Annotated in this window: 18 protein-coding genes and 1 tRNA gene; 12 read left to right on the top strand and 7 right to left on the bottom strand. The window is 64.9% G+C overall.

Annotated features, from left to right (window positions below; all coding sequences use genetic code 11):
• Nucleotides 1-142: 142 nt before the first annotated feature.
• The 3 genes from AAGD32_10495 (at nucleotide 143) to AAGD32_10505 (ending at nucleotide 2725) form a co-directional block, all read left to right on the top strand.
• Entirely contained in the window at nucleotides 143-496 is a 354-nt protein-coding gene (locus AAGD32_10495; protein ID MEM8874675.1) for a hypothetical protein, read from the top strand.
• A gap of 123 nt (nucleotides 497-619) precedes the next feature.
• Nucleotides 620-1813 (top strand): endonuclease/exonuclease/phosphatase family protein, encoded by a 1194-nt coding sequence (locus AAGD32_10500; GenBank protein MEM8874676.1) that lies wholly within the window; start codon nucleotides 620-622, stop codon nucleotides 1811-1813.
• Nucleotides 1814-1888: 75 nt separating this feature from the next.
• Nucleotides 1889-2725, top strand: coding sequence for a hypothetical protein (locus AAGD32_10505; protein ID MEM8874677.1), 837 nt, complete (start codon nucleotides 1889-1891; stop codon nucleotides 2723-2725).
• Between the two features lies 1 nt (nucleotide 2726).
• On the opposite strand, the gene AAGD32_10510 is transcribed toward AAGD32_10505, so the two are convergent.
• Nucleotides 2727-2927 (bottom strand): hypothetical protein, encoded by a 201-nt coding sequence (locus AAGD32_10510; protein ID MEM8874678.1) that lies wholly within the window; start codon nucleotides 2925-2927, stop codon nucleotides 2727-2729.
• A gap of 165 nt (nucleotides 2928-3092) precedes the next feature.
• On the opposite strand from AAGD32_10510, the gene AAGD32_10515 reads away from it, so the two are divergent.
• Both AAGD32_10515 and AAGD32_10520 read left to right on the top strand, forming a co-directional pair.
• Entirely contained in the window at nucleotides 3093-3233 is a 141-nt protein-coding gene (locus AAGD32_10515; protein ID MEM8874679.1) for an entericidin, read from the top strand.
• A gap of 119 nt (nucleotides 3234-3352) precedes the next feature.
• Entirely contained in the window at nucleotides 3353-5161 is a 1809-nt protein-coding gene (locus AAGD32_10520) for a hypothetical protein (GenBank protein ID MEM8874680.1), read from the top strand.
• Here the strand turns inward: AAGD32_10520 and AAGD32_10525 are convergent.
• Nucleotides 5151-5828: a hypothetical protein gene (locus AAGD32_10525; GenBank protein MEM8874681.1), complete on the bottom strand. Its 678-nt coding sequence runs from the start codon at nucleotides 5826-5828 to the stop codon at nucleotides 5151-5153. The two genes, AAGD32_10520 and AAGD32_10525, sit on opposite strands and share 11 nt — an antisense overlap.
• A gap of 25 nt (nucleotides 5829-5853) precedes the next feature.
• Between AAGD32_10525 and AAGD32_10530 the strand changes: the two genes are divergently transcribed.
• Nucleotides 5854-7125, top strand: coding sequence for a hypothetical protein (locus AAGD32_10530; GenBank protein ID MEM8874682.1), 1272 nt, complete (start codon nucleotides 5854-5856; stop codon nucleotides 7123-7125).
• Here AAGD32_10530 and AAGD32_10535 read toward each other — a convergent pair.
• On the bottom strand, nucleotides 7111-8262 hold the full coding sequence (locus AAGD32_10535) for a hypothetical protein (protein ID MEM8874683.1): 1152 nt from the start codon (nucleotides 8260-8262) through the stop codon (nucleotides 7111-7113). The two genes, AAGD32_10530 and AAGD32_10535, sit on opposite strands and share 15 nt — an antisense overlap.
• A gap of 88 nt (nucleotides 8263-8350) precedes the next feature.
• On the opposite strand from AAGD32_10535, the gene efp reads away from it, so the two are divergent.
• Complete coding sequence (efp, locus tag AAGD32_10540) at nucleotides 8351-8911, top strand: elongation factor P (protein ID MEM8874684.1); 561 nt, start codon at nucleotides 8351-8353, stop codon at nucleotides 8909-8911.
• Between the two features lie 19 nt (nucleotides 8912-8930).
• Here efp and AAGD32_10545 read toward each other — a convergent pair whose 3' ends face one another.
• Nucleotides 8931-9569, bottom strand: a complete 639-nt coding sequence (locus AAGD32_10545; GenBank protein ID MEM8874685.1) for a nucleoside monophosphate kinase — start codon at nucleotides 9567-9569, stop codon at nucleotides 8931-8933.
• Between the two features lie 129 nt (nucleotides 9570-9698).
• Nucleotides 9699-11666, bottom strand: coding sequence for an acetate--CoA ligase (acs, locus tag AAGD32_10550; GenBank protein MEM8874686.1), 1968 nt, complete (start codon nucleotides 11664-11666; stop codon nucleotides 9699-9701).
• Nucleotides 11667-11824: 158 nt separating this feature from the next.
• Here acs and AAGD32_10555 point away from each other — a divergent pair, with 158 nt between their 5' ends.
• Both AAGD32_10555 and AAGD32_10560 read left to right on the top strand, forming a co-directional pair.
• A complete protein-coding gene (locus AAGD32_10555; GenBank protein ID MEM8874687.1) occupies nucleotides 11825-12091 on the top strand; it encodes a DUF4212 domain-containing protein in 267 nt (88 codons plus the stop codon).
• A gap of 10 nt (nucleotides 12092-12101) precedes the next feature.
• On the top strand, nucleotides 12102-14447 hold the full coding sequence (locus AAGD32_10560) for a glycoside hydrolase family 9 protein (GenBank protein MEM8874688.1): 2346 nt from the start codon (nucleotides 12102-12104) through the stop codon (nucleotides 14445-14447).
• Here AAGD32_10560 and AAGD32_10565 read toward each other — a convergent pair.
• A complete protein-coding gene (locus AAGD32_10565; GenBank protein ID MEM8874689.1) occupies nucleotides 14437-15894 on the bottom strand; it encodes a sulfatase-like hydrolase/transferase in 1458 nt (485 codons plus the stop codon). The genes AAGD32_10560 and AAGD32_10565 overlap by 11 nt on opposite strands.
• A gap of 68 nt (nucleotides 15895-15962) precedes the next feature.
• On the opposite strand from AAGD32_10565, the gene AAGD32_10570 reads away from it, so the two are divergent.
• Nucleotides 15963-17882, top strand: coding sequence for a sodium:solute symporter family protein (locus AAGD32_10570; GenBank protein MEM8874690.1), 1920 nt, complete (start codon nucleotides 15963-15965; stop codon nucleotides 17880-17882).
• Nucleotides 17883-17968: 86 nt separating this feature from the next.
• On the opposite strand, the gene AAGD32_10575 is transcribed toward AAGD32_10570, so the two are convergent.
• A complete protein-coding gene (locus AAGD32_10575; protein ID MEM8874691.1) occupies nucleotides 17969-19933 on the bottom strand; it encodes a beta-galactosidase in 1965 nt (654 codons plus the stop codon).
• 70 nt (nucleotides 19934-20003) lie between these two features.
• Here AAGD32_10575 and AAGD32_10580 point away from each other — a divergent pair.
• Both AAGD32_10580 and AAGD32_10585 read left to right on the top strand, forming a co-directional pair.
• Nucleotides 20004-20085, top strand: a tRNA-Leu gene (locus AAGD32_10580).
• Between the two features lie 64 nt (nucleotides 20086-20149).
• Complete coding sequence (locus AAGD32_10585) at nucleotides 20150-21193, top strand: hypothetical protein (protein MEM8874692.1); 1044 nt, start codon at nucleotides 20150-20152, stop codon at nucleotides 21191-21193.
• Nucleotides 21194-21228: the final 35 nt, after the last annotated feature.

Here is a 21228-nt window from a genome sequence, read left to right on the forward strand (position 1 = left end):
CGCAGGGCGGGGAGAAGGTGGACCACCCCCCCCCCCGGGCACCGGCCCCGCACAGGGGGGGGGTTCCCCCCGGGGGCGGGGGGGGGGTGTGGGGGGCCCCCCCCCCCCCCCCCCCCCCCCGCGGCCGCAAAATGTGTTGGCATTGCACGAAATCGAATTCGATCGTTTTCGTATGCCAGATCGATCCAACGAAACACCGGCCGAGCGTCTGCAGCGGCGTCATCGGCAGAAGATCGTCGGCGGCGTGATCGCGGGGGGTTGCCTTGCCGTCACCGCCGCCGCCACAGGCACCGGCCTTGTGCTGGTCGTCGCGCTGCTGTGCTTCCTGGCGTGGCGGTTCGAGCGGCGCTGGGCGCGGCCGGCGCGGGCGCTTCGGGTGTGCCTACCGCAGATCCTTGATGGGACGATGTCGCCGGACGAGCTGAACCGCGTCGTCGCCCGGGGCGGCCTGGCGGGGATCGTACCGAACATCCAAAGGCTGGCGCGCGACAAGTGAATCAACGCCCACGGCTTTAGCCGTGGGTCTGCGATGACGTCCGGCGACCCACGGCTGAAGCCGTGGGCGTTCCGCGGGTTCATCCGTTGCGGACGGCGCGAGGTTTGCACGACGCTGGGCGTCTTGGATCTGGCTCTGCAAATCACAGCGGTGGTGCTGACGGTGCTGACCATCTGTTGGGTATGGGTCACGGTTGCTGCCGAGCTACCGCTGCCGCACTGGCCGCTGCGGATGTGGGACTTTCCGCGCATCCAGGCGCTGGCCTTCGCGGCGATCACTTTTGTCCTTTACTTCGTGGTCGCGGCCCTGCATGACGGGCTGGCTTGGTGGGAGTGGATTGTCCCGTGGGTGCTGCTGCTGGTAATGCTGCGGCAACTTCACTGGGTCTGGCCGTATCTCCAGTGGGCGAAGCAGGACGTAAGCCGCTCCGACACGTCGGCCGACGATGCACACGCGCTGAACATCGTCATCAGCAACGTGCTCACGCCCAACGACGCGTACCAGCGGTGGCGTGACGTCATTGGCGACCTCGACGTCGACATCATCGCGTGTGCCGAGACGGACCAGCGGTGGGTCGACGAAATCGGCCAAGCGCTAAGCGAGTCACACCCGCACACAATCGCCGAGCCACGCGACAACCTGTATGGCATGGCGCTATGGAGCCGACTGCCGTTGCACGACGCCGCGGTCGAACATGTGGTTCAAGACGACATCCCGAGCATCCACGGGCAGGTCGAGTTGCGCAGCGGCGAGCGCGTTCACTTCCACTGCCTGCACCCGCGTCCGCCGGCCCCGCAGGAGAGCGACAGCAGCGCCCCGCGCGACGCGGAGCTGATTGTGATGGCTCGCCGGATCGCCAAGCGACGCGAGGACAAAGGCAAGCGTGCCACGATCGTCATGGGCGATCTGAACGACGTCGCTTGGAGCCGAACGACGCAGCTTTTCCAACAAATCAGCGGCCTGCTCGACCCCCGCCGCGGACGCGGCCTCTTCAACAGCTTCCACGCCCACCACTGGTGGGTGCGCTTTCCGCTGGATCATGTGTTAGTCAGTCCGGACTTTCGACTCATCGAGATGAAGCGGCTCCCCGAAGTGGGCAGCGATCACTTTCCGATCCTGATTCGCGTTGCACTGGAGCCGACGGCGTCGGAAGGACAGGAAGGCCCGGTCGCGGAGGAGGAAGACCTCGACGAAGCGCGGACGCGGATCCAACGGCAAGTCGAGCGCGAGGCCAACGGCGTCGATCACGGCCACGTCGGCAAGAACGCCGAGGCGCACGAACACGACCTTGCCCACGACGTCGAACGCCAAGCCTGACCCGCTGCAAAACCGTCACGTTTCCGAACCTGGCGTCGCCTTGCACCTTGAGCAGCATCGGTACACTCGTCGCACATGCTCGCCGCTTCCATCTTCCTTGTCGCGACCGTCGTCGCGATCCTCCTTGTCGTCGGTTTGTTGCACCTCGCGCCGCGCCTCAGTCGCGGCTTCTCCGACTGGCTCTGCAAAGCACCGGGGCTGGACCTCGTCGTGTTCACGCTCACCGTGTTCCCGCAGATCGCCGGGCTGATCGTCGGCGCAGTGCTTGGTGGCTGGCACATGGCCCTGGGCTACCTCGTTCTGGCCGTAGTCGCGCAGTGCGTGGCGATGATCATTTGGATGCGCGCACATGAACTCGCGCACCCCGAGGCGATGAAGGGGCCGCGGATCAAGAAGGTGCTCAACGCTCGCGTCGGGCCGGTGCGGAACACGGTCGCGGTCTGGTGGACGGCGTGGGCGGTGCCGGTGTTTGCGCTCATCCGGCTCGCGGAGTGGTTCGTGTATCCGCCGCTGATCTGGCTGACCAACTTCCCCCGCTACAACGCCGCCGACTGGATCGCCGTCAGCCGCCAGAAGCATGAGAACCTCGTCGGCGCCGATCGCATCTGGTGCTTGTACTGCGATTGGATGACCGGCGTGTGGTCGCTCGGATCGGAGATGCTCCGCAACGTCGAGAGCTTCTGGTGCCCGATTCGTTACGCCTCGCCGGAGAAGTGCGACAACTGCAGCATCGACTTCCCCGACATCAAGGGCGGCTGGACCCCGCACGACGGCGACATGGCCGGCGTCGCCGACACACTCGCGCACCATTATCCCGGCCCCGATGGCGTCAACAGTTGGTTCGGCCACCCGCAACGCAAGAACGCGCAGCTCACCGTCAACGGCAAACCCCCGGAAGGTCCCAAGGGCTAGTTCAGCTATCGAGCGGCACTGCCGAGGCGGACGTGGGCGACACGCTGCCGGTGAAGCTGGCCGGTGGGTTCTTGACCCAGTAAAGCCCGCTCACGCTCAACAGCGCGATCGTGAAGGCACCGGCCGCGGTGTTCCAGCGACGCCGCTTACGGCGCTTGCTGTCCCACGCGGCGGAGCACGGAGGTGTGAGTTCTTCGTTCATACGGCTTACATCGACGTATACAGCCGGGTCCCGAGCAAGCGGAACAGGCCGCGAATCCGATTTTCCGACCTTCCGGTGACGACCGTGCGGGCTGTACCGTTTGCATCGGCTTAGGTCCATCCGTACGGCCGACGGCTTTCGCACCAAGAACTCAAGGATTTTCCCATGAAACACACCCGCAAAGCACTCCTGTTCGTTTTCGCACTGTTCCTGACCGCCGGTGTTCAGGTCGGCTGCAACACGATCGACGGCGCGCAGGAGGACGTGAACTACGGCATCGACAAGGTCCAGGAAATCGGCGAGTAGCTCCGGCCCGGCCGTGCCGGTGGCGCCTCCGTTTTGGTTGATCCCGCCTAACACGCTCCGCCGGTATTGTTGACGCGATGTTTCAAGCGTTCTCGATCCGGTCGGTGTGCCTTGCGGTCATGCTCGCGCTTCTGGGCGGGACCAACACCGCGAGTGCACAGCAAGTTCGGTTCACCATCGACCCATCGCGGGAAACCGGCGCGCTGCCGCACTTCTGGACGAGCACGGGCTTCACACCGCCGACGCAGTTCGCCGATGAACGCATGCGGGTGCAGCTGGCGCACTTCGACGGTGTGCCGCTCGCCGGCTTCGAGTTGGCGCGTGTGCATGACCTGCTCACCCTCGTACGGGTCCAGGGCATGGACACCGACGCGCCGACCTATGACTGGTCCGGGTTGGACCACGCGTTGGACACGATGCTCGACGCGGGGCTTCGGCCGTTCTTCGAGGTCATGGGCAGCCCGGACGGTTACGCGTTCACGGACATGCGCGACCCGGTGCAGGTCGATCTGTGGCGGCGGCTTGTGCGCGACCTGGCCCGGCACCTAATCGACCGGCATGGGCGCGAAGAGGTGCGGTCGTGGTACTTCGAGGTTTGGAACGAGCCGGACGTCACGCCGTGGTTCAACCACCCGTGGGCGGAAGACGATGCCGTCGGGCTGATCCGCTACTACGACGCGACCTCGGCGGGCCTGATGGACGCCGACCCGGCGTTGCGTTTCGGCGGGCCGGGCACGGCCGAGCAGCTGTCGGTGATGTTTGTCGAGCTGATGAAGCACCTGGACACGGGGACGAACCACCTCACCGGACAGTCGCCGCCGCGGTGCGACTTCATCTCGGTCCACGTCAAGGGCGGGCAGTACACGACCAAGCCCGCCGACCCATCCATGGACGAGATCCTCGACGGCCAACGCGAACTGCATGACTACCTCGTCGAGCACCACCCGCGGCTGGCGGAGCTGCCGTTCATCAACAACGAATGCGACCCCCGGGTCGGCTGGACGCTCCGCTACGCGTGGCGGACGGACTCGTACTACCCCACGTTCGTCGCCCGCCTGGTCCACCGGCAACTCGACGAAATGGTGCGCAGCGATGCGGACTTCGCGCTGATGAGCAACGACCACGGCTTCCTCGGCGATTGGGGGCAGCGGTCGGTGATGGTGCCGTTCACACGGACCGTCGACGACGAGATCGTCGGCGTTTCGATGGTGAAGAAGCCAGTGCTCGAAGGCATGACGCTCATGGCGCTGCTGGGTAACCGGACCGTCGCCGTCGAGTCGTCCGACCCGGCCGCAAGTGTGTTTTGCCTCGCGTCGATTACCCCGGCCGGCGACTTGGCAATCCTCGTCACGCATCATGCCGACGACTCGTCAGCCACCGGGAACGCCACTGTCACTCTCGACATCGCCAGCGGCACCGACGCGTGGTCAAAGCTGGCGATCCGCCGGATTGATCAGGAGCGCACCCATCCGAAACGCATGTGGGACGCGGCCGACGGTCCGGAGACGCCCAGCGCCGAGTTGCTCGCCGCCATGCGCGATGCGGCAGAGGTCGACGTCGAAGTCGCCGACGTGCCGGACGGCCCGATCGAGATCGAGGTGCCGATGCACGGGATGGCGTTGGTGATCCTGAGCCGTGAGCCGATGGATGGTCCGCCGGTGCCTGGCGACGTACGTGCCCGGATCGTGAACGGGCTGCACGGCGACGAGGTGCTGGTGCGTTGGACCGACGCCGGCGACCCGCGCCGACTCCGTGGCTATCTCGTCGAAGCGGCCACGCCCGACGGACTCGTTTCGCTAAGCCCGGTGTTTCCGATCAGCACGACACTTGTCCGCCCGGTACCCGAAGGGACGACATCGGTGCGCGTCACCACCGTCGATCTATGGGACCGATCGAGCGAAAGCGTGTCCGTCCCGATCAGGCACTAGCGGACGTCATCCGCCGCTTGCGGCGCCACACGCCGGCGATGTACATGCAGTCGAACACGAGCGTTGCCGTGAACAGGAAAGCGAGCAGCGGCGTGAGCGGTGCCTTGCGGACCTGTTGCTCGGGATCGGTGAAGACAAACGTGACGAAGGCCGAGCTTGCCGCGAGGGTGCCGAGCATCTTGAGGATCGCGATGCTCAACCGCTGCGCCGGCAGCCCCGCACGATTGGCGAGCCAGCCGACAAACAGGATGCTCATCATCAGGTTCTGCGCGAACGCGGCATAAACGCCGTCGGGATCGTCGAACGCGTTGCCGATGAACCCGATCGCACACCCGGCCGTCACCAGCCCCGCGGCAAACATGCCGAGGAACTGCCAAAGCTCGAGCCGCGGGTGGTTCGCGTTGAAGTACCGCACCGCCTGGTACGCGATGATGCAATCGAGCGTCAGCCACAACACGTCGGCCGGCAGTTGGTACCACGGGTGCGGGTAGATGAAGACGTAGATGAACTCCCAAGCGAGATTCGCACACAGCGCCGCGAGCGGCATCCCGCAGGCTTTGTCTTTCGCACCGGCCACGATGATCAGCACGTAAACGGCGGTCCAAAGCACGCCGCTGGTGCCCATCTGGGCGATGAAGATTTGTAGCTGCCAGGGTACTTCGGGCATGGGGCGGCGACGTTATGCTCGGCACATGCCGACCGCCTCCGAACTGGACCGTCACTTCCCGCGTTACACCGATTTTGAACCGAAGGTTCCGATCTGGTGCGTGACGCCGGGCGAGGGTCGTTACCTGCACCGGTTCTTCGACACGTCCCCGGTCTCGCCGAGCGGGCGGTATCTGGCGGTGACGCGTTTGCCGCAAGAGCAGCGCACGCCCAAACCAGGCGACGTGGCGGAGATCGTTGTCGTCGATCTGCGGGAAGGCACCGAGCGCGTCGTCGCCCAGACTCAGGGCTGGGAGCCGCAGCTCGGGGCGCAAGTGAACTGGGGCGGCTCGGACGACGCGCTGCTGTTTTCCGATTGTGACACGTCGGACTGGACACCCCATGCAGTGCTGCTCAACCCGCACACCGGCGAAAGCCGACGCATCGACGGCCCGCTCTATCACGCCAGCCCCGACGGCCGACTCATCTGCGGCACCAACCCCAAAGCCATGCGTCGCACCCAGGGCGGTTACGGCGTCGCCTTGCCCAACGACGCCGTCCCGCTCAACGAGGGCGCACCCGCCGACGACGGACTGTTCATCACCGACGTCGAGGCCAACACCCGCACGCTCGCCGTGAGTCTTGCCGATGCGGCGGACAAGTTCGCCGAGCCGCTCGGACTGACCGATCCGGAGAAGTTCCGCGTGTACGGGTTTCACTCCAAGTTCTCGCCCACCGGCGAACGCGTGCTGTTCACCATGCGTTGGTACTCGGCGACGCACGGGGCCGACGCGTTCGGCGTCCATGACATGCGCGGCCAGACCCGCTACGCCGTCCTGACCTGCAAACCCGACGGCACGGACCTGCAGCTCGGCGTCGGCCCGGACGAATGGGACAAGGACGGCCACCACATCAACTGGCACCCCGACGGCAACGCCCTCTCGCTCAACCTGAGGATCGAGCAAGAGCTGATGACCCTGTGTCGCGTCGACTTGGACGGGTCCAACCTGCGTGCGATCTCCGAACTCGACAACGGCTCGGGACACCCCACCGTTCACCCCGACGACCGGCATGTGCTCACCGACGTCTACGCCCACGAGTCTCGCGCCTTCGGCGACGGCACGACGCCGCTGCGTTGGATCGACACGCACACGAACGAAGAAACCTGCATCGCCCGAATCCCGAGCAAAACGCCCCAGGGCGGCATCCTCCGCGTCGACCCGCACCCGGCCTGGGATCGCACATGGACGTGGGTCGCGTTCAACGCCTTCCCCGGTACGCGCCGCGTCTACCTCGCCGACTTCTCAAGTCTGCTCTGAACGCAAAACGAGCTTCCCGAGCAACACCGGCACCATTCCGACCCCGACCCAGATCATCGACCCGCCGAGGAACCCGTACGCGAAGAACGGCAACGCCTGGACGACCACGACCGCGTACACGATCCAGATGATGCGGGTCGGCGGCGCGTTGCGTCGGAACATGGCGAGCCAGACGTACGCCGGGAAGATCAACCCGTAGAAGCCGAGGAACACGCGGTAGCCGATCTCCGGCAAGTCGTACCGCCCCGGTACTTCGACGAACCACGTTGCGAGTCCGTCGACGAGTGCAAGCAACACCGCCCCGGCCAGCCCGACCGCCATCGGCCGCGAAAAGCCACCGATCGCGCACGCACCCGGACACGTCCGGCGGTGCAGTTCCGTCATGCCGCGGACATGCACGCTGACGGTGAAGATCGACTGCCAGACGACGTGCCCGCCGAGCAACGCGACGGCCCATCGCGGGACACCGTCAAGGATGATCGAGGCGCACAGAAACGTCCCGCCGATCATCACGAGGAAGAAGATGCCGAAGCCCAACGCGAACGTCTGCGGCCCCCGAACCCCGGCGGCTTGTCGGGCCGAGTGGAACGTCGGGTCCAGGTACGGGCATAGCGCGAAGCCGAACAGGCACGCGATGCCGAGCCCGACCCATTCGCCGCCGGGCGCAAAGGCGTTGACCTTCTCGAACCCGCCGATGCCCACCGCGACGCCGACGAGCAACACCGACGCCAGCCAAACCGCCGGCGACCAACGCATGGCCGACTTGAGGTCGGGAAACACCGGCCGAACCACGCAAAGCACCAGCGCCGCCGCCGCGACCAGTGCGGGGATCTCGCCGACCCATTGCCGCAGGATCGCCACGGCGAAGTAGACGTGAAACGCGACGGTCACGATGGCGAACGCCTGCATCACCTTGCCGTGATGCATTTCCATCTCGTGTGACGCCTCGGCCGAGGGCACGAGCCGCCCCATGGCCGCCGCACCGATGACGTTGGGCAGCGCGAACACCAGCCACGCACCGATGCCCATGTCCCGCATGAGCACCGTCGGCAGGTGCATGCCGATGACCCACGTCCAGCTCACCGCGAGGAACATGGCGATGGGAAACGCCGAGAGTCGTCCTTGGTCCTTGGTCATTTGTCCTGGGTGAGCGGCAGCGATACCGTCGGAACTTACGCGGTTCCGACGCAAAGGACCAAACTCGAAGCTCCAAGGACAGAATCTCATGCGCGCCAGCGACATCCGAAAAGGACAGGCCGTCATTATCGACGGCAACCTCTACGTCATCACCGAAGCCGACCACAACACGCCCGGCAACCTGCGGGCCAAGGTCCAGTTCAAGATGCGCGACGTCCGCAAGGGCACCATCCAGAACAAGCGCGTCGGTGCTACCGACGACATCGAGACCGCCAACCTCGACCGACGCACCGTCGAATACCTCTACGAGGACGGCACCGGCTACGTCTTCATGGACAACGAGACCTACGAGCAGTCCACCATCCCGGCCGATGTTATCGGCAACGACATCAAGTTCCTCAAGCCCAACGAGCAGATCACCGCCAGCTTCCTCGAAGGGGAATTGGTCACCTACGAACTGCCCAACAACGTCGAGCTCGAGGTCAAGGAGTGCCCGCCCGGCATCAAGGGCGCGACCGTCACCAACCAGACCAAGGACGCCACGATGGAGACCGGCTTGGTCGTGAAGGTCCCGCCGTTCATCGAGGCCGGCCAACTCATCCGCGTCAGCTGCTCCGATGGGTCGTACATCGAACGGGTGAACAAGTAGGCGACGAAACGGCCCCGCGTTATTTGCGGCTCATCTCACGAAGTTCGTCGGCCGCATCGTGCTCGGCGTCGAGCTGTTCCTTGATCGGCGCGATGATGTCGATGATCGCCTGGGTCACTCGAATCTGGTTCATCGTCGCGTCGACGGTGCTGACCAGCTGACGGCCGTAGAAGTCCAGCAGCGGCTTGCTGTCACGCTCGTAGACGTCAAGGCGTTTGCGGATGACGTCGTCGCTGGCGTCGTCAACACGGTTTTCCTTGAGCGCGCGACGCCGCAGGCGCTCGACCATCTTTTCCTTGTCGGCCCGCAGGTAGATGATCCGGCGGACGTCGATCGTGTCGGTGAGCAACCGAGCTTGCTCGACGCTGCGCGGGATCCCGTCGAGGACCAACGCCTCGGACTCCGGGTGGTAGCGGTTGATCAGCTCCATGCCGCGGATGTACTGCTTCCAGATGTCGACGGTGAACGCATCGGGCACGAGCTCGCCGCGCGAGGAGTACTCCCACGCGATCCGCCCGGCTTCGGAGTGCAGGTCCAGCGAGCGGAAGATGTCGCCGGTCGCGGAGTGGAAGAACCCGGGAATCGCCGAGAGCACCCGCCCCTGGGTCCCCTTGCCCGACCCCGGCGGCCCGAAGAGCAAAATGGCCGGATAGTGCATGTGAAAAACCTATCACCTAGAGGGCAACCCGGAAACAAGCCCTTGTGAAAATGTTCACAAAGTCACCCGCTTCCGGTCGTGAGGGAAACCCTGACCAAACATCCGCTGGCCGCTCGCGTAGCCGAGGCATCATCCATCGCCCCCGCCCTGGAGTTTCTGCACGACGTTGAAGTCTTCGAGCGTGGTGACGTCGCCGGTGACTTCCTTACCGGCGGCAACTTGGCGCAGCAGGCGCCGCATGATCTTGCCGCTGCGGGTCTTGGGCAGGGCCTCGGCGTAGCGGATCTCGTCAGGGCGGGCGATGGCGCCGATCTCGGTTTGGACCTGCTTTTTGAGCACTTTGGTCAACTCGTCGTCGGCGGTGAAGCCGGTCTTGAGCGTGACGAACGCACACACCGCTTCGCCCTTGACGTCATGAGGCATGCCGACGACCGCCGACTCGGCGACGGCTTCATGGGCGACCAGCGCACTCTCGATCTCGGCAGTGCCCAAGCGGTGGCCGGACACGTTGAGCACGTCGTCCATGCGTCCCATGATCCAGAAGTAGCCGTCGTCGTCCCGGCGTGCGCCGTCGCCGGAGAAGTACATGCCTGGCACGTCGGACCAATACGTTTTGACGAACCGGTCACGGTCACCGAGGACACCACGGAGCATGGACGGCCAGGGTTTGCGGATGACGAGCAGGCCGCCCTCGTTGGGCGGGACTTCATTGCCCTGCCGGTCGACGATCGCGGCGTCGATGCCGAAGAACGGCAGCGTCGCGGTGCCGGGCTTGGTCGGCGTCGCACCAGGGACGGGCGTGACCATGTGACCACCCGTTTCGGTCTGCCACCACGTGTCGGCGATCGGGCACTTCCCGCCGCCGATGTGCTCGTGGTACCACATCCACGCTTCAGGGTTGATCGGCTCGCCGACCGTGCCGAGCATGCGCAGCGAGGAAAGGTCGTGCTTCTCGACATGCTCGACGCCGGCCTTCATGAACGCACGGATCGCGGTCGGGGCGGTGTAAAACACGGTGACCTTGTGACGCTCGACGATGTCCCAGAACCGGTTCCACTCCGGGTAGTTGGGCGCCCCCTCGTACATCAGGCAAGTCGAGCCGTTGAGCAGCGGCCCGTAAGCGATGTACGAGTGCCCGGTGATCCAGCCGACGTCGGCGGTACACCAGTACACGTCGTCCTCGTGGATGTCGAAGGTGTATTTGGTCGTCAGGTACGCATAAGTCATGTACCCGGCGGTGGTGTGCATGATGCCCTTGGGCTTGCCGGTCGAGCCGCTGGTGTAGAGGACGAACAGCAGGTCCTCGCTGTCCATCGGCTCGGCGGCGCAGTCGTCGGGCTGGGCGTTGAACAACTCGCTGTCCCAATAGTCGCGGCCATCGGTCATCGGCACGTCGTTGCCGCACCGCTTGAACACCACGCACTTCTCGGCGTGAGGGACGTTGGCGAGCGCTTCGTCGACGGTCGTCTTGAGTGGCAGCACCTTGCCGCGTCGGTAGGAGCCATCGCTGGTGAGGATGACTTTGCTGCCGGCGTCGTTCATGCGGTCGGCGATCGCGCCGGCGGAGAAGCCGGCAAACACGACCGAGTGCGGTGCGCCGATCCGCGTGCAAGCGAGCATCGCCGCCACGGCCTCCGGGATCATCGGCATGTAGATCGTGACCACATCGCCCTTGCCCACGCCCAACGCTTTGAGCCCGTTGGCGATGCGACAGGTCATGCTCTTGAGCTCGCCATAGGTGATCGCACGGACCTCGGGCTTGCCGGCGTCATCGACGGGCTCGCTCTCCCAGAGCAGCGCCGTCTTGTCACCTTTGCCCTCGGCGATAATCCGGTCGAGACAGTTGTGGGCCATGTTGGTCTGACCGCCGACGAACCACCTGGCATCAGGCGCTTCGAACTCGCAGACCTTGTCGTACGGCTTCATCCAATCGAACGTCTGCGCGACTTCGCCCCAGAAGCCGTCCGGATCGTCGATCGACCGCTGCCAGAGCGCTCGATACTCGTCCATCGACTTGATGTGGGCGCTGGAAGAAAACGCAGCCGGCGGATCGAAGACGCGGCTTTCCTGTTCGAACGATTGGATGTTGTCAGACATGGGTTTCCTCGGGGGCGGCGAGCATAACGCAACGGACTGCCGACCAAAAATGTCCGCAAGCCGTTACCCTGCGGCAAAACGACACCGACGGCCACGACACGCCGGCGATTTGCAAGCGCTTACGATTACCTTTACATTTGGCCCCGAGGAGGTCCGACATGACACAGGATGAGGCCGGCCAACGGCATTGGCGTTCGACCATCACGCTGTCGCTGATACTGCTCGCGATCTGGGCAGTCGTCGGCCTCGGCTTCGGCATTCTGCTCGCGGACGTGCTCAAGCCCATCAAGCTCGGCGGGTATCCGCTGGGCTTCTGGTTCGCACAGCAAGGCGCGATCGCCGTCTTCGTTGTGCTCGTGTTTGTCTACGCGATCGGCATGGCGCTGATCGATCGAAAGTACCGCGTCCGAGTCCACGGCCGCTGAGGAGGAACCCATGACACTCTCGCTGAATCATTCGTTGAAACTCGCCGCCATCGTCGCGGCCACCTCGTTCGTCTCCGCCGCCCACGGTGCCAAGCTCGTCGAAGTTCGCCCCGTCGACGACCGGCATGTCATGCTCCACTTCGAGGACGGCGATGTACTCCGCTCCGACGACGGCAAGGGCGAAGACGCGTTCAAGGGCCACGAGTCACACGGCGTCGACACCGTCGTCCGCCACGACCCGCCGCTCGACGTCGACGCGGCCCAGAACGTCACGAACTACTCGATCGTGTTCGAAGCCGATGGCGGCATGGGCGCGATGCAGCCGGTCAACGCGTTCCGCAAAACCAAGGTCAACGGCGTGCCCGGCCAATGGCCCGAACCCGAGTACACGCTCGAGCACACCATTTTCCTCGAACTGCCGGAACGACTCGAACCGGGACACACCTACACCGTCTCGTTCGAAAACATGAACTCCGACAAGCAGTCGGCAACCTTCACCTACGAGCCGACCGCGTCGGTCAGCGAGGCGATCAAGGTCAACCTCATTGGCTACGACCCGACGCAGACGGTCATGAAGTCGGCCGACTTGTACATGTTCCTCGGCGATGGCGGGCCGCGCGACTATGCCGACTACGAGGGCAACACGGTTTCGCTCTACAACGTCGAGACCGAAGAACTCATCGAGGTCGGGGCCGTGGCGTTCCACGCGGATCGCGGCCAGGAATACGGCAACTGGGACTTGACCGGCTCGCCCGTGTGGACATGCGATTTTTCCGATTTCGAGGGCGAAGGCACCTTCCGACTGGTCGTTGACGGCGTGGGCGCGAGCCGAGACTTCGTGATCGAGCCGAACGTGTACGAAGAGCCGTTCGCGACGAGCGTGCTTGGCTTCTACTACATGCGGATCGGCGAGCCGATGACCGATGCGAAGACCGCCGTGATGGGCGACGACATGCCCCCGCCGCGGCAGCCGCGGTTCATCCCCGAGGGCAATGACGCCGGCATCCCCGCAGACCCTCCCGGGTTCAAAGTCATCCGCACCACCATGTCGCCCAACCATCCCGACTGGAACAGCCTCGGCGGCGACCCGTGGGATAACAAGGACTGGTCCGCTTACGTCGAGGAAGGTTCACCCGACAACCCCAACGCCTACGGCGGTCACTCCGACGCGCTCGACTGGGACCGACGCTTCCAGCACATCAACATCGTCTTCGAGTTGCTGCTGCCATACACCATGATGCCGGAGCAGCTCGGTAACGATGACCTGAACATCGCCGAGAGTGGCAACGGCATTCCCGACCTGCTCGACTCGGCGGCCAACGAAGCTGACTACTGGCGTCGCCTCCGTGACGGCGACGGTAACTTCAGCTTCGGCATCAACAACCCGGTCAAGGAACACACCCACGCCTACCAGGCGGCCGCCGCGCCGTGGATGGCTCACGCCAACGCCGCGATGTGTGCGATGCTCGCCGACGCCTATCGGCTCGCCGGGCAATCCGAACTCGCTGACGATTACCTCGCCACGGCACTGGACGCCTACGAGCGCGGCGGCGATGGCGACCTCGACACGATGCACCACGTCGGCAACAGCGGCATGCGCGGCCGGGATCTCCGGGCCATGGCGGCCGGGTACCTCTACAAGCTCACCGGCGAAAAGAAGTACGAAGACGCTTACGTCGAGCTGCTCGAGATCGACGAGACAGGCTCGCTCATCGGCAAGCCGGACTTCATGAAGTCATGGGCCGCACTGGCATACCTCTCCGCCGCCGATGAAGGTGAACGGGAAATCGGCCACCCCGACGTGCTCGAAGCCGTGAAGCAGGTCATCGTCGACGACGCCGAGAACAAGCACCTCAAGCCCAACGCCAACTTCCCGTCACGCCGCAGCAGCTACAGCGACTATGGCTGGTTCCAGACCGTCATCGAAGTCAGCCCGCTCATGCTCGCGCATCGCTACGGCGACATCGACGAAGCGAAGCAGAACGAGATCCTCGCCGCCCTGCTCGCCGAGGCCGACTACTCGCTGGGTCGCAACCCGCTCAACCTGATCCTGATGACCGGTGCCGAAGAGCCGTACATCGTCGAGGCGTACACCTCCGGTCGGAACGACGGCTTCCCCGGCGTTCACCCCGGCCACACGCCCTACATGAACCAGAAGGAATGGGGCGAAAGCTGGATGGCCAACCCCGGCTGGATGAGCGACAAAGGCTATCCCGCCTGGGAAGAGCATTGGCCCCACGGCGAAGCCCTCTGGGACAACTGGTTCTGCTTCTGCAACAACGAGTTCACGCCCCAGCAAACCATGGGCGGCAAGACGGCGCTCTACGCATATCTGCACGCAGCGCTCAAGCAGTAGTTCCAGCCTGCCGCACCAAGTCCTCGGGCCGCGCGACAATCTCGCGCGGCTCGTGCAATTGGGTGCTCATCAGAAAGCGGCGCGACGCGCCCAGCAATTCGTCCATGGCCACGGTGCCGAGAAGGTTGCATTGCTCGGCCGGATCGTCGCGACGGTCGAGCAACGCATGTGGCTCGCCGCGCGGATCGAGCATGAGCTTGCGATCCTGCGTCGCGAGCATCAGTTCGCCGTCGAACTCACTGACGGCGTGATCGCGGACCGACGCATCGGGCGCTGACGCCGCCGGCAGCAACGAACGGCCGAACTGTCGGTGCGGAATCTCGACGCCAGCCGCGGCGCACAGCGTCGGGCCGACGTCAATCAGCTCACACGGCGTCGACGCCACCGCCCCTCGCGCACCGTCCGGGGTGCTCACGATCATCGGGATCCGGGCAGAGCCGTCGAGGAACGTGTCCTTGTAAATCAGCCCGGCATCGCCGTTATGTTCGCCGTGGTCGGAGGTAAAGACGATCACCGCGTCGTCGAGTTCGCCACGCTCCTCAAGCACGTCAAAGAGTCGGCCGATCTGGTCGTCGATCAACGCCACGTTGGCGACATAGTCGGCACGCATCGCCGCAACGTCATCAGCGTCAAAACCATCCGGCCAGTGCTTGCAGAGGGACGACAGCGTCGTGTCTCCTTGCGACATCCACCCCGCCCGGAGCGTCGGCCGTGGCATGTCGGCCGGGTCGAACTTCTTCGCCCACGACGCCGGCGTATCCCACGGCTCGTGCGGCCCACCGAAGCTCACCCAGCACATCCACGGCTGCCCCCGGTCGTAGTCGGCAAGGTACTCCCGCGCTCGCCGACCGACGTACGCATCGGCGTATTCCTCGTCCGGCAGCACCGTCGGCCGTACCACATGCGGCTTCGTCGCGAACCGATCGGCGTAGTCGGCGCGATACGCCTCCCACAAACCCAACGCCTCCCACCGCGCGGTCATGTGACTCAACAGAGACGCGCTGGCCCGCGGCCCGCCGATCTCGTCGACGTCGTCGAGGCCGTAGGCGTGAAGCAAATGCTCACGCTCACGCAGGTCGCCGCCGTGCTCGTGCAGATGTGTCTTGCCGAACAGGCTCGTGCGATAGCCGGCTTCGCGGAGAACTCGCATCCACGTCGGGCAGCGTGGCGAAAGGCACACCGGTTGGTTTTTCCAAACGCCGGTTGTGTGCGGGTAAAGCCCGGTGGCGAGACTGATTCGTGCCGGCACGCACTGCGGAGCGGTCGTGTAGCAGTTTTCGAACCGCACGCCCCGCCGGGCCAATCGGTCGAGATTGGGCGTGCGCATGTGCGACGACACGCAACCCAGCGCGTCCCACCGCTGCTGGTCCGTCATCAGGAACAGGATGTTGGGACGTTGGTTCAGTGGGCCGAGAGTCGCGGTAACTTGTGATTGTTGCAAATCCACTTACGTTGTACTTGCCACCGCTCGGCGGCACCAACAACGGCGAGACCACCGCGAGAGGAGCCGGACGCTTGAGTACACAAACGTGGACGTACATTTTCGTCGGGCTGACCTTTGCCCTGTACCTGGGCATCGCGTGGTTGAGCCGGGTGAAGGACACCAAGGGGTTCTACGTTGCCGGACGAGGCGTCCCGGCGATCGCCAACGGCATGGCCACCGGCGCCGACTGGATGAGCGCCGCATCGTTCATCTCGATGGCCGGGCTGATTTCGATCAGCGGCTACGCCGGCGGCGTCTACCTCATGGGCTGGACCGGCGGGTACGTCCTGCTCGCGCTGCTGCTCGCACCGTACCTGCGGCGTTTCGGCAGCTACACGGTGCCCGACTTCATCGGCGATCGTTATCCGAGCCGGGCGAACATCGCGCGTTTCGTCGCCGTCATCTGCGCGATCTTCGTGTCGTTCACCTACGTCGTTGGCCAGATGAAAGGCGTCGGCGTGGTGTTCAGTCGCTTCCTCGACGTCTCGCTCGAGCAAGGCGTATTCATCGGCATGGTCATCGTCTTCATCTACGCCACCCTTGGCGGGATGAAGGGCATCACCTGGACGCAGGTCGCCCAGTACTGGGTGCTGATCACCGCGTTCCTCATCCCCGCCATCGCGATCTCCATCAAGCTCACCGGCAACCCCATCCCCCAGGTCGGCCTCGGCAGCCAGGTGCTCGAATCCGTCGATCCCGCTCGACCGTATCTGCTCGACAAGCTCAACCAGATCAACACCGACTTCGGCTTCGGCAGCTACACCGAGCCGTTCACGCAATCGGGCTGGTCGATGCTCAACGTGTTCTGCGTGACGGTCGCGCTCATGGCCGGCACCGCGGGACTTCCGCACGTGATCGTGCGGTTCTACACGGTGAAGAACGTCGCGGCGGCGCGATGGTCGGCGTTCTGGGCGCTGCTGTTCATCGCGATGCTCTACCTCACCGCGCCGGCGGTCGGTGCGTTCGCGCGGTACTACATGATCGACCCGGTCGCCGGGCTCAACGGGCGCAGCGTCGAGGAGTTGCCGCAGTGGTACACGTCTTGGAACGAGTCGGCGGGGCTGATCGCGTGGGTCGACTTCGACGGCGACGGCACCGTCCGCTACGCCGCCGACGAGACCAACGAGTTGCTCAACATCTCCGCCCTGCCGCCGGAGACGCGCGACGCGATCAACGCCGACCCGACCGGCTGGGTGATCGAACGCGGCGGCGCGGATTCGGCCATGACACAGCTGCGCGAACTGGGCGCGAAGTTCCAACCCGACGCGGACCTGATCGTGCTCGCAACCCCGGAGATGGCGAACCTCGCGAACTGGATCATCGCGTTCATCGCCGCCGGCGGATTGGCGGCGGCACTCTCGACGGCGAGCGGGTTGCTGTTGGTCGTCTCCTCGTCGGTCGCGCATGACCTGTACTTCCGCGTGATGAACCCGCAGGCGTCGGAGAAGCAGCGCCTGCTGGTCGGGCGGATCGTGATCGCGTTGGCGGTCATGGTGGCCGGGTACTTCGGCGTCAACCCGCCGGGCTTCGTTGGCGAGGTCGTGGCGTTCGCGTTCGGCCTGGCGGCGGCGTCGTTCTTCCCCGCGATCGTGCTAGGCATCTTCACCAAACGCCTCTCCGCCATCCCCGCCGTTGCGGGCATGGTCGTCGGCATCACGTTCACGGGCTTCTACATCCTCACGCAGACCGGCGACAACATCCTCGGCACGGAGACCGCGGCGCTGCTCTTCGGCGAGCCGGGCAGTTGGCTGCGTGAGCCGTGGATTTTCGGGATCAACGCCAAGGGCATCGGCACCATCGGCATGTTGGTGAACTTCGCGGTGACGCTCGGCCTGATGCCCTTCTGCAAGCCACCTGAACCGGAAGTGCAAGCGATGATCGAGTCGCTGCGTCTGCCGGAGGACGAGACGGCCGCCGTCGACCTCGACGAGAGCGCTGCGGCGTTGCACTGAGGGTGAACCGCGTTGCGGAGCAACGTAGCTAAGCGCAATCGAAGCAGTTTCAGCGCCAAGTTGCGTTGCTCCGCAATGCGGTTCGGTCATGAGGGTGGTATCACTTCCACGCTCGGCTTGATCGAACTCGCGTCGATCCTGACCGTCCAGCCGTTTCGTTTGTACACCCGCACCCGAGGCGGCAACGGCGACGTCATCAACCCTGCCGCATCCGCGACACGCTGCATCACCGCGTGCGACAATGGCCCACGGTCGTAGACACCGTGGAACGTCACCCGCCCCTTGCCACGCTTCGCGCTCAGCACCGCGGCACGGCCCTCGTTGAGCCCGTCGGCATAGCGTGCCCAGACCTCCGCGTCGGTCGGCTCGACCTGCTCGGACCACATCCGCCAATCGTACCGCGTGCCGCCCATCTCGACGTGTTCGTAGTTGCCGACCGGTAGCCCGTCATAGGTTTTGATCTCGCCGCCGATGAGATCGTGGATCGGCTCGGCGAGCTTGGCTTCGTGGATGTGCCCGAGCTTGTTCTGCCACGCCGTCCGGCAGGTGATGACCAAATGCCCGCCGGCTTCGACGTACTGCCGCCACTTGCCCGGCCAGTCGTCCTCGATCATCTGCACCGCCGGCAACACGACGACCGGGCAGTCGGCCCAGTTGCTGCCGTCGGGGCGCACGATCTTCGTGTCCAGCCCGAGCCGGCCCGCCGATTCGTGCCAGCGCTGCACCCAGCCCGACTGCGACCAACCCTCCTGCTGCGGGACCGTCATGGTCCACCACTGCTGATCGAGTTCATGCGCGATGCCGACAACGGGGCCGTCCGGCTCGACCATCAGCGGTTCGTAGGTCGCGTTGTTCTCCGGGGCCATCGCCTTGAGTTCGGCGGCGACCTCCTTGAACGCGATCCCCGCGTCGGAGAGCGTGACGCCGTCGTGCTTGACGAGGGTTTCATGGTGCATCTCCCCGCCCCAGAGCGGTTGCCGCCAGCGATAAACGGTGATGAACTCGCAACCCTTGGCGATCGCCTGCCAAAGCATGAGCTTGGTCGCGCCCGGTGCGAGACGGTTGGCAACGCCCGACCAGTTGAGTTGCCCCGGCTGCACTTCGAGCAATGCCCAGCGGTTCCCGGCGTTGCTCGCGGCCATGTGGTTGTACACGGTGTCGAGCATCGCCGGGTCGGCAGTGCGGTACTCGGCCTCGGTCTCGTAGGGCCCGTCGAACGACGCAACCGGGTACACGTCGATGCCCGTCACGTCGAGCACATCGCTAACGTCTTCGGGGTCGAGGTCGGCGTGGTAGCTCATGAAGTTGGTCGTGGTGAACCGGTCGCCGATGTGCGGGCGGAGCAGGTCCACCTGGCGACGCGTGAAGTCGGCCCAGACCTTCGACCAGAACCGGCTGGCGTCGAGCGTGGCGTGGCCGTTGGCAAAGTCCGGCCGACGGTCCAGCGGCATGCGGATCTGCTCGAAGTTCGTGCGATCGGTCCGCCAGAACTGGTTGCCCCACGCGGCGTTGAGCGTCTCGATGTCGCCGTACTTTTCCTTGAGCCATTTGCGGAACGCGACGTGGGTGTGTTCGGACTGATCGAACGTTTCCTTGCAGTAGTCGAAGATACCGCTGCCAGAGAGTTCGTTGTCGATCTGCCACCCGACGACGCCGGGACGATCGCCGAAGTGCTCGGCCATCTTGCCGACGATGCGGTCGGTGTGTTCGAGCATCACCGGCGAGGTCGGGCTGTAGTGCCGACGACCGCCGGGGCGGATGCGTCGCCCGTCGGAGAACTGGAACAGGATCTCCGGGTTCTTCTGCAAGAGCCACTGCGGCACGACCGCCGTCGGCGTACACAGGATCACTTCCAGGTTCCGCTGGGCACACAGGTCGAGTGCTTCATCGAGCCAGCCGAACTCGTACCGCCCTTCTTCCGGTTCCAGCGCGTGCCAGGCGAACTCCGCGAAGTGTGTCAGTTGCAGGCCGGCGGCGACGATGTTGTCCAGATCGCGCTCCCATTGATCACGCGGCCACTGTTCCGGGTAGTAGTAGGTACCGATTTTCACGCGCATGTTGTAACGACATCCGCACACCGAATCGACCGCGCGACAGCCGGCCTACCGTTGCACCACGCCCGCAGCAGTGGCGGAATTGGCAGACGCGCTGGTTTTAGGTACCAGTGGGGCAACCCGTGGGAGTTCGAGTCTCCCCTGCTGCACTTGCAGATCGATTGTCCGGTCCCGTTGTTCGTCCCGTTCATGGTTCGCGGGTACGATCGTGACATGCTTCGTCGCACACTTCTTGCCGCAGTTGTTTCTTTGTCGATCGCCGCGCTGGCGGTAGCGGACACGGTGTACACCACGACGGGGCTTTCGTTCGCGCGGGTCGAGGTGATCGGGATCGACGGGGATGAGTTACGGTTTCGCAACAGCCAAGGGCGTGAGTCGACGCGACCGATCAATGAGGTCGCCCGCCTCGAACTTGATGGCCAGCGCGGGTTCAACGAAGCGGAGATCGCGTTCACCAGCCGAAAGTTCGGCGAAGCGACCGACGGCTATCTCAAGACGATCCGCGGCGGATTCCCCGAATGGATGAAACGTTACGCGGCGACTCGGCTGATGACCGCGGCCATGGAGGTCGGTCGGTTCGAGGACGCGGTGGCCGGTTATGTCGTGCTTGCCGAGCAAGCTCCGACGGAAGCGACCACCCGCAAGCCGGCCGCACCGAACAAGATCGGGCAACTCGACGAGGCTGCGGATGAGCTGCGCGAAGCACTGGCCCGCCGCCCGTCGGAAGAGGTGGAGCAGGCGTTGCTGTCGTTGCTGCTGGACGTCGAGCGTGGCCGGAAGGACAACGCCGAGACCGCGAAGATCATCGAGCGGCTCACCGTCCTCGCCGGCGATGCCGACGGCAGCGGGCTCGGCACGGCCCAACTGGCCGACCTCAAGCTCAGTCAGGCCCAACTCGCGCTCGACAGCGGCGATCTCGACGAAGCCGCCGCGGCGATCAACGACAACGCCAAGCTCTTCGCACTGCCCCGCCAGCAAGCGTCTGCCTTGTTCACGTTGGCCAACATCGCCGAGGCCCGCGCCGGTCAGGACCGCCAGAAAATCCTCGACGCGGCCTTGGCTTACATGAAGGTCGTCGCTCACTTCGAGTCGATCCCCGATGCCCCGCACGTCTCGGCATCCCTGCTCAAAGTCGCCGACCTTCACGCACAAATCGGCGAGACGGCCACGGCCCGGCAGTTGTACGAAGCGGTCGCCGAGGAGTACCCGGCCAGCGACGAAGCCGCCGTCGCCGAACGGAAGCTCGGAGACATGTGACCCACATGGATTTCGGGTCGGGCTGTGGGCATCGA

The sequence above is a fragment of the Planctomycetota bacterium genome, from assembly GCA_039182125.1.
In the GTDB taxonomy this organism is placed as follows: Bacteria; Planctomycetota; Phycisphaerae; order Tepidisphaerales; family Tepidisphaeraceae; genus JBCDCH01.

Bases quoted from the DNA above. Each gene is read 5' to 3' on its own strand.
- AAGD32_10530 (MEM8874682.1), top strand. From the start codon at position 5,854: ATGCCGACCGCCTCCGAACTGGACCGTCACTTCCCGCGTTACACCGAT.
- AAGD32_10505 (MEM8874677.1), top strand. From the start codon at position 1,889: ATGCTCGCCGCTTCCATCTTCCTTGTCGCGACCGTCGTCGCGATCCTC.
- acs (MEM8874686.1), bottom strand. From the start codon at position 11,666: ATGTCTGACAACATCCAATCGTTCGAACAGGAAAGCCGCGTCTTCGAT.
- AAGD32_10515 (MEM8874679.1), top strand. From the start codon at position 3,093: ATGAAACACACCCGCAAAGCACTCCTGTTCGTTTTCGCACTGTTCCTG.
- AAGD32_10525 (MEM8874681.1), bottom strand. From the start codon at position 5,828: ATGCCCGAAGTACCCTGGCAGCTACAAATCTTCATCGCCCAGATGGGC.
- AAGD32_10555 (MEM8874687.1), top strand. From the start codon at position 11,825: ATGACACAGGATGAGGCCGGCCAACGGCATTGGCGTTCGACCATCACG.
- AAGD32_10510 (MEM8874678.1), bottom strand. From the start codon at position 2,927: ATGAACGAAGAACTCACACCTCCGTGCTCCGCCGCGTGGGACAGCAAG.
- AAGD32_10545 (MEM8874685.1), bottom strand. From the start codon at position 9,569: ATGCACTATCCGGCCATTTTGCTCTTCGGGCCGCCGGGGTCGGGCAAG.
- AAGD32_10585 (MEM8874692.1), top strand. From the start codon at position 20,150: ATGCTTCGTCGCACACTTCTTGCCGCAGTTGTTTCTTTGTCGATCGCC.
- efp (MEM8874684.1), top strand. From the start codon at position 8,351: ATGCGCGCCAGCGACATCCGAAAAGGACAGGCCGTCATTATCGACGGC.
- AAGD32_10535 (MEM8874683.1), bottom strand. From the start codon at position 8,262: ATGACCAAGGACCAAGGACGACTCTCGGCGTTTCCCATCGCCATGTTC.
- AAGD32_10560 (MEM8874688.1), top strand. From the start codon at position 12,102: ATGACACTCTCGCTGAATCATTCGTTGAAACTCGCCGCCATCGTCGCG.
- AAGD32_10520 (MEM8874680.1), top strand. From the start codon at position 3,353: ATGCTCGCGCTTCTGGGCGGGACCAACACCGCGAGTGCACAGCAAGTT.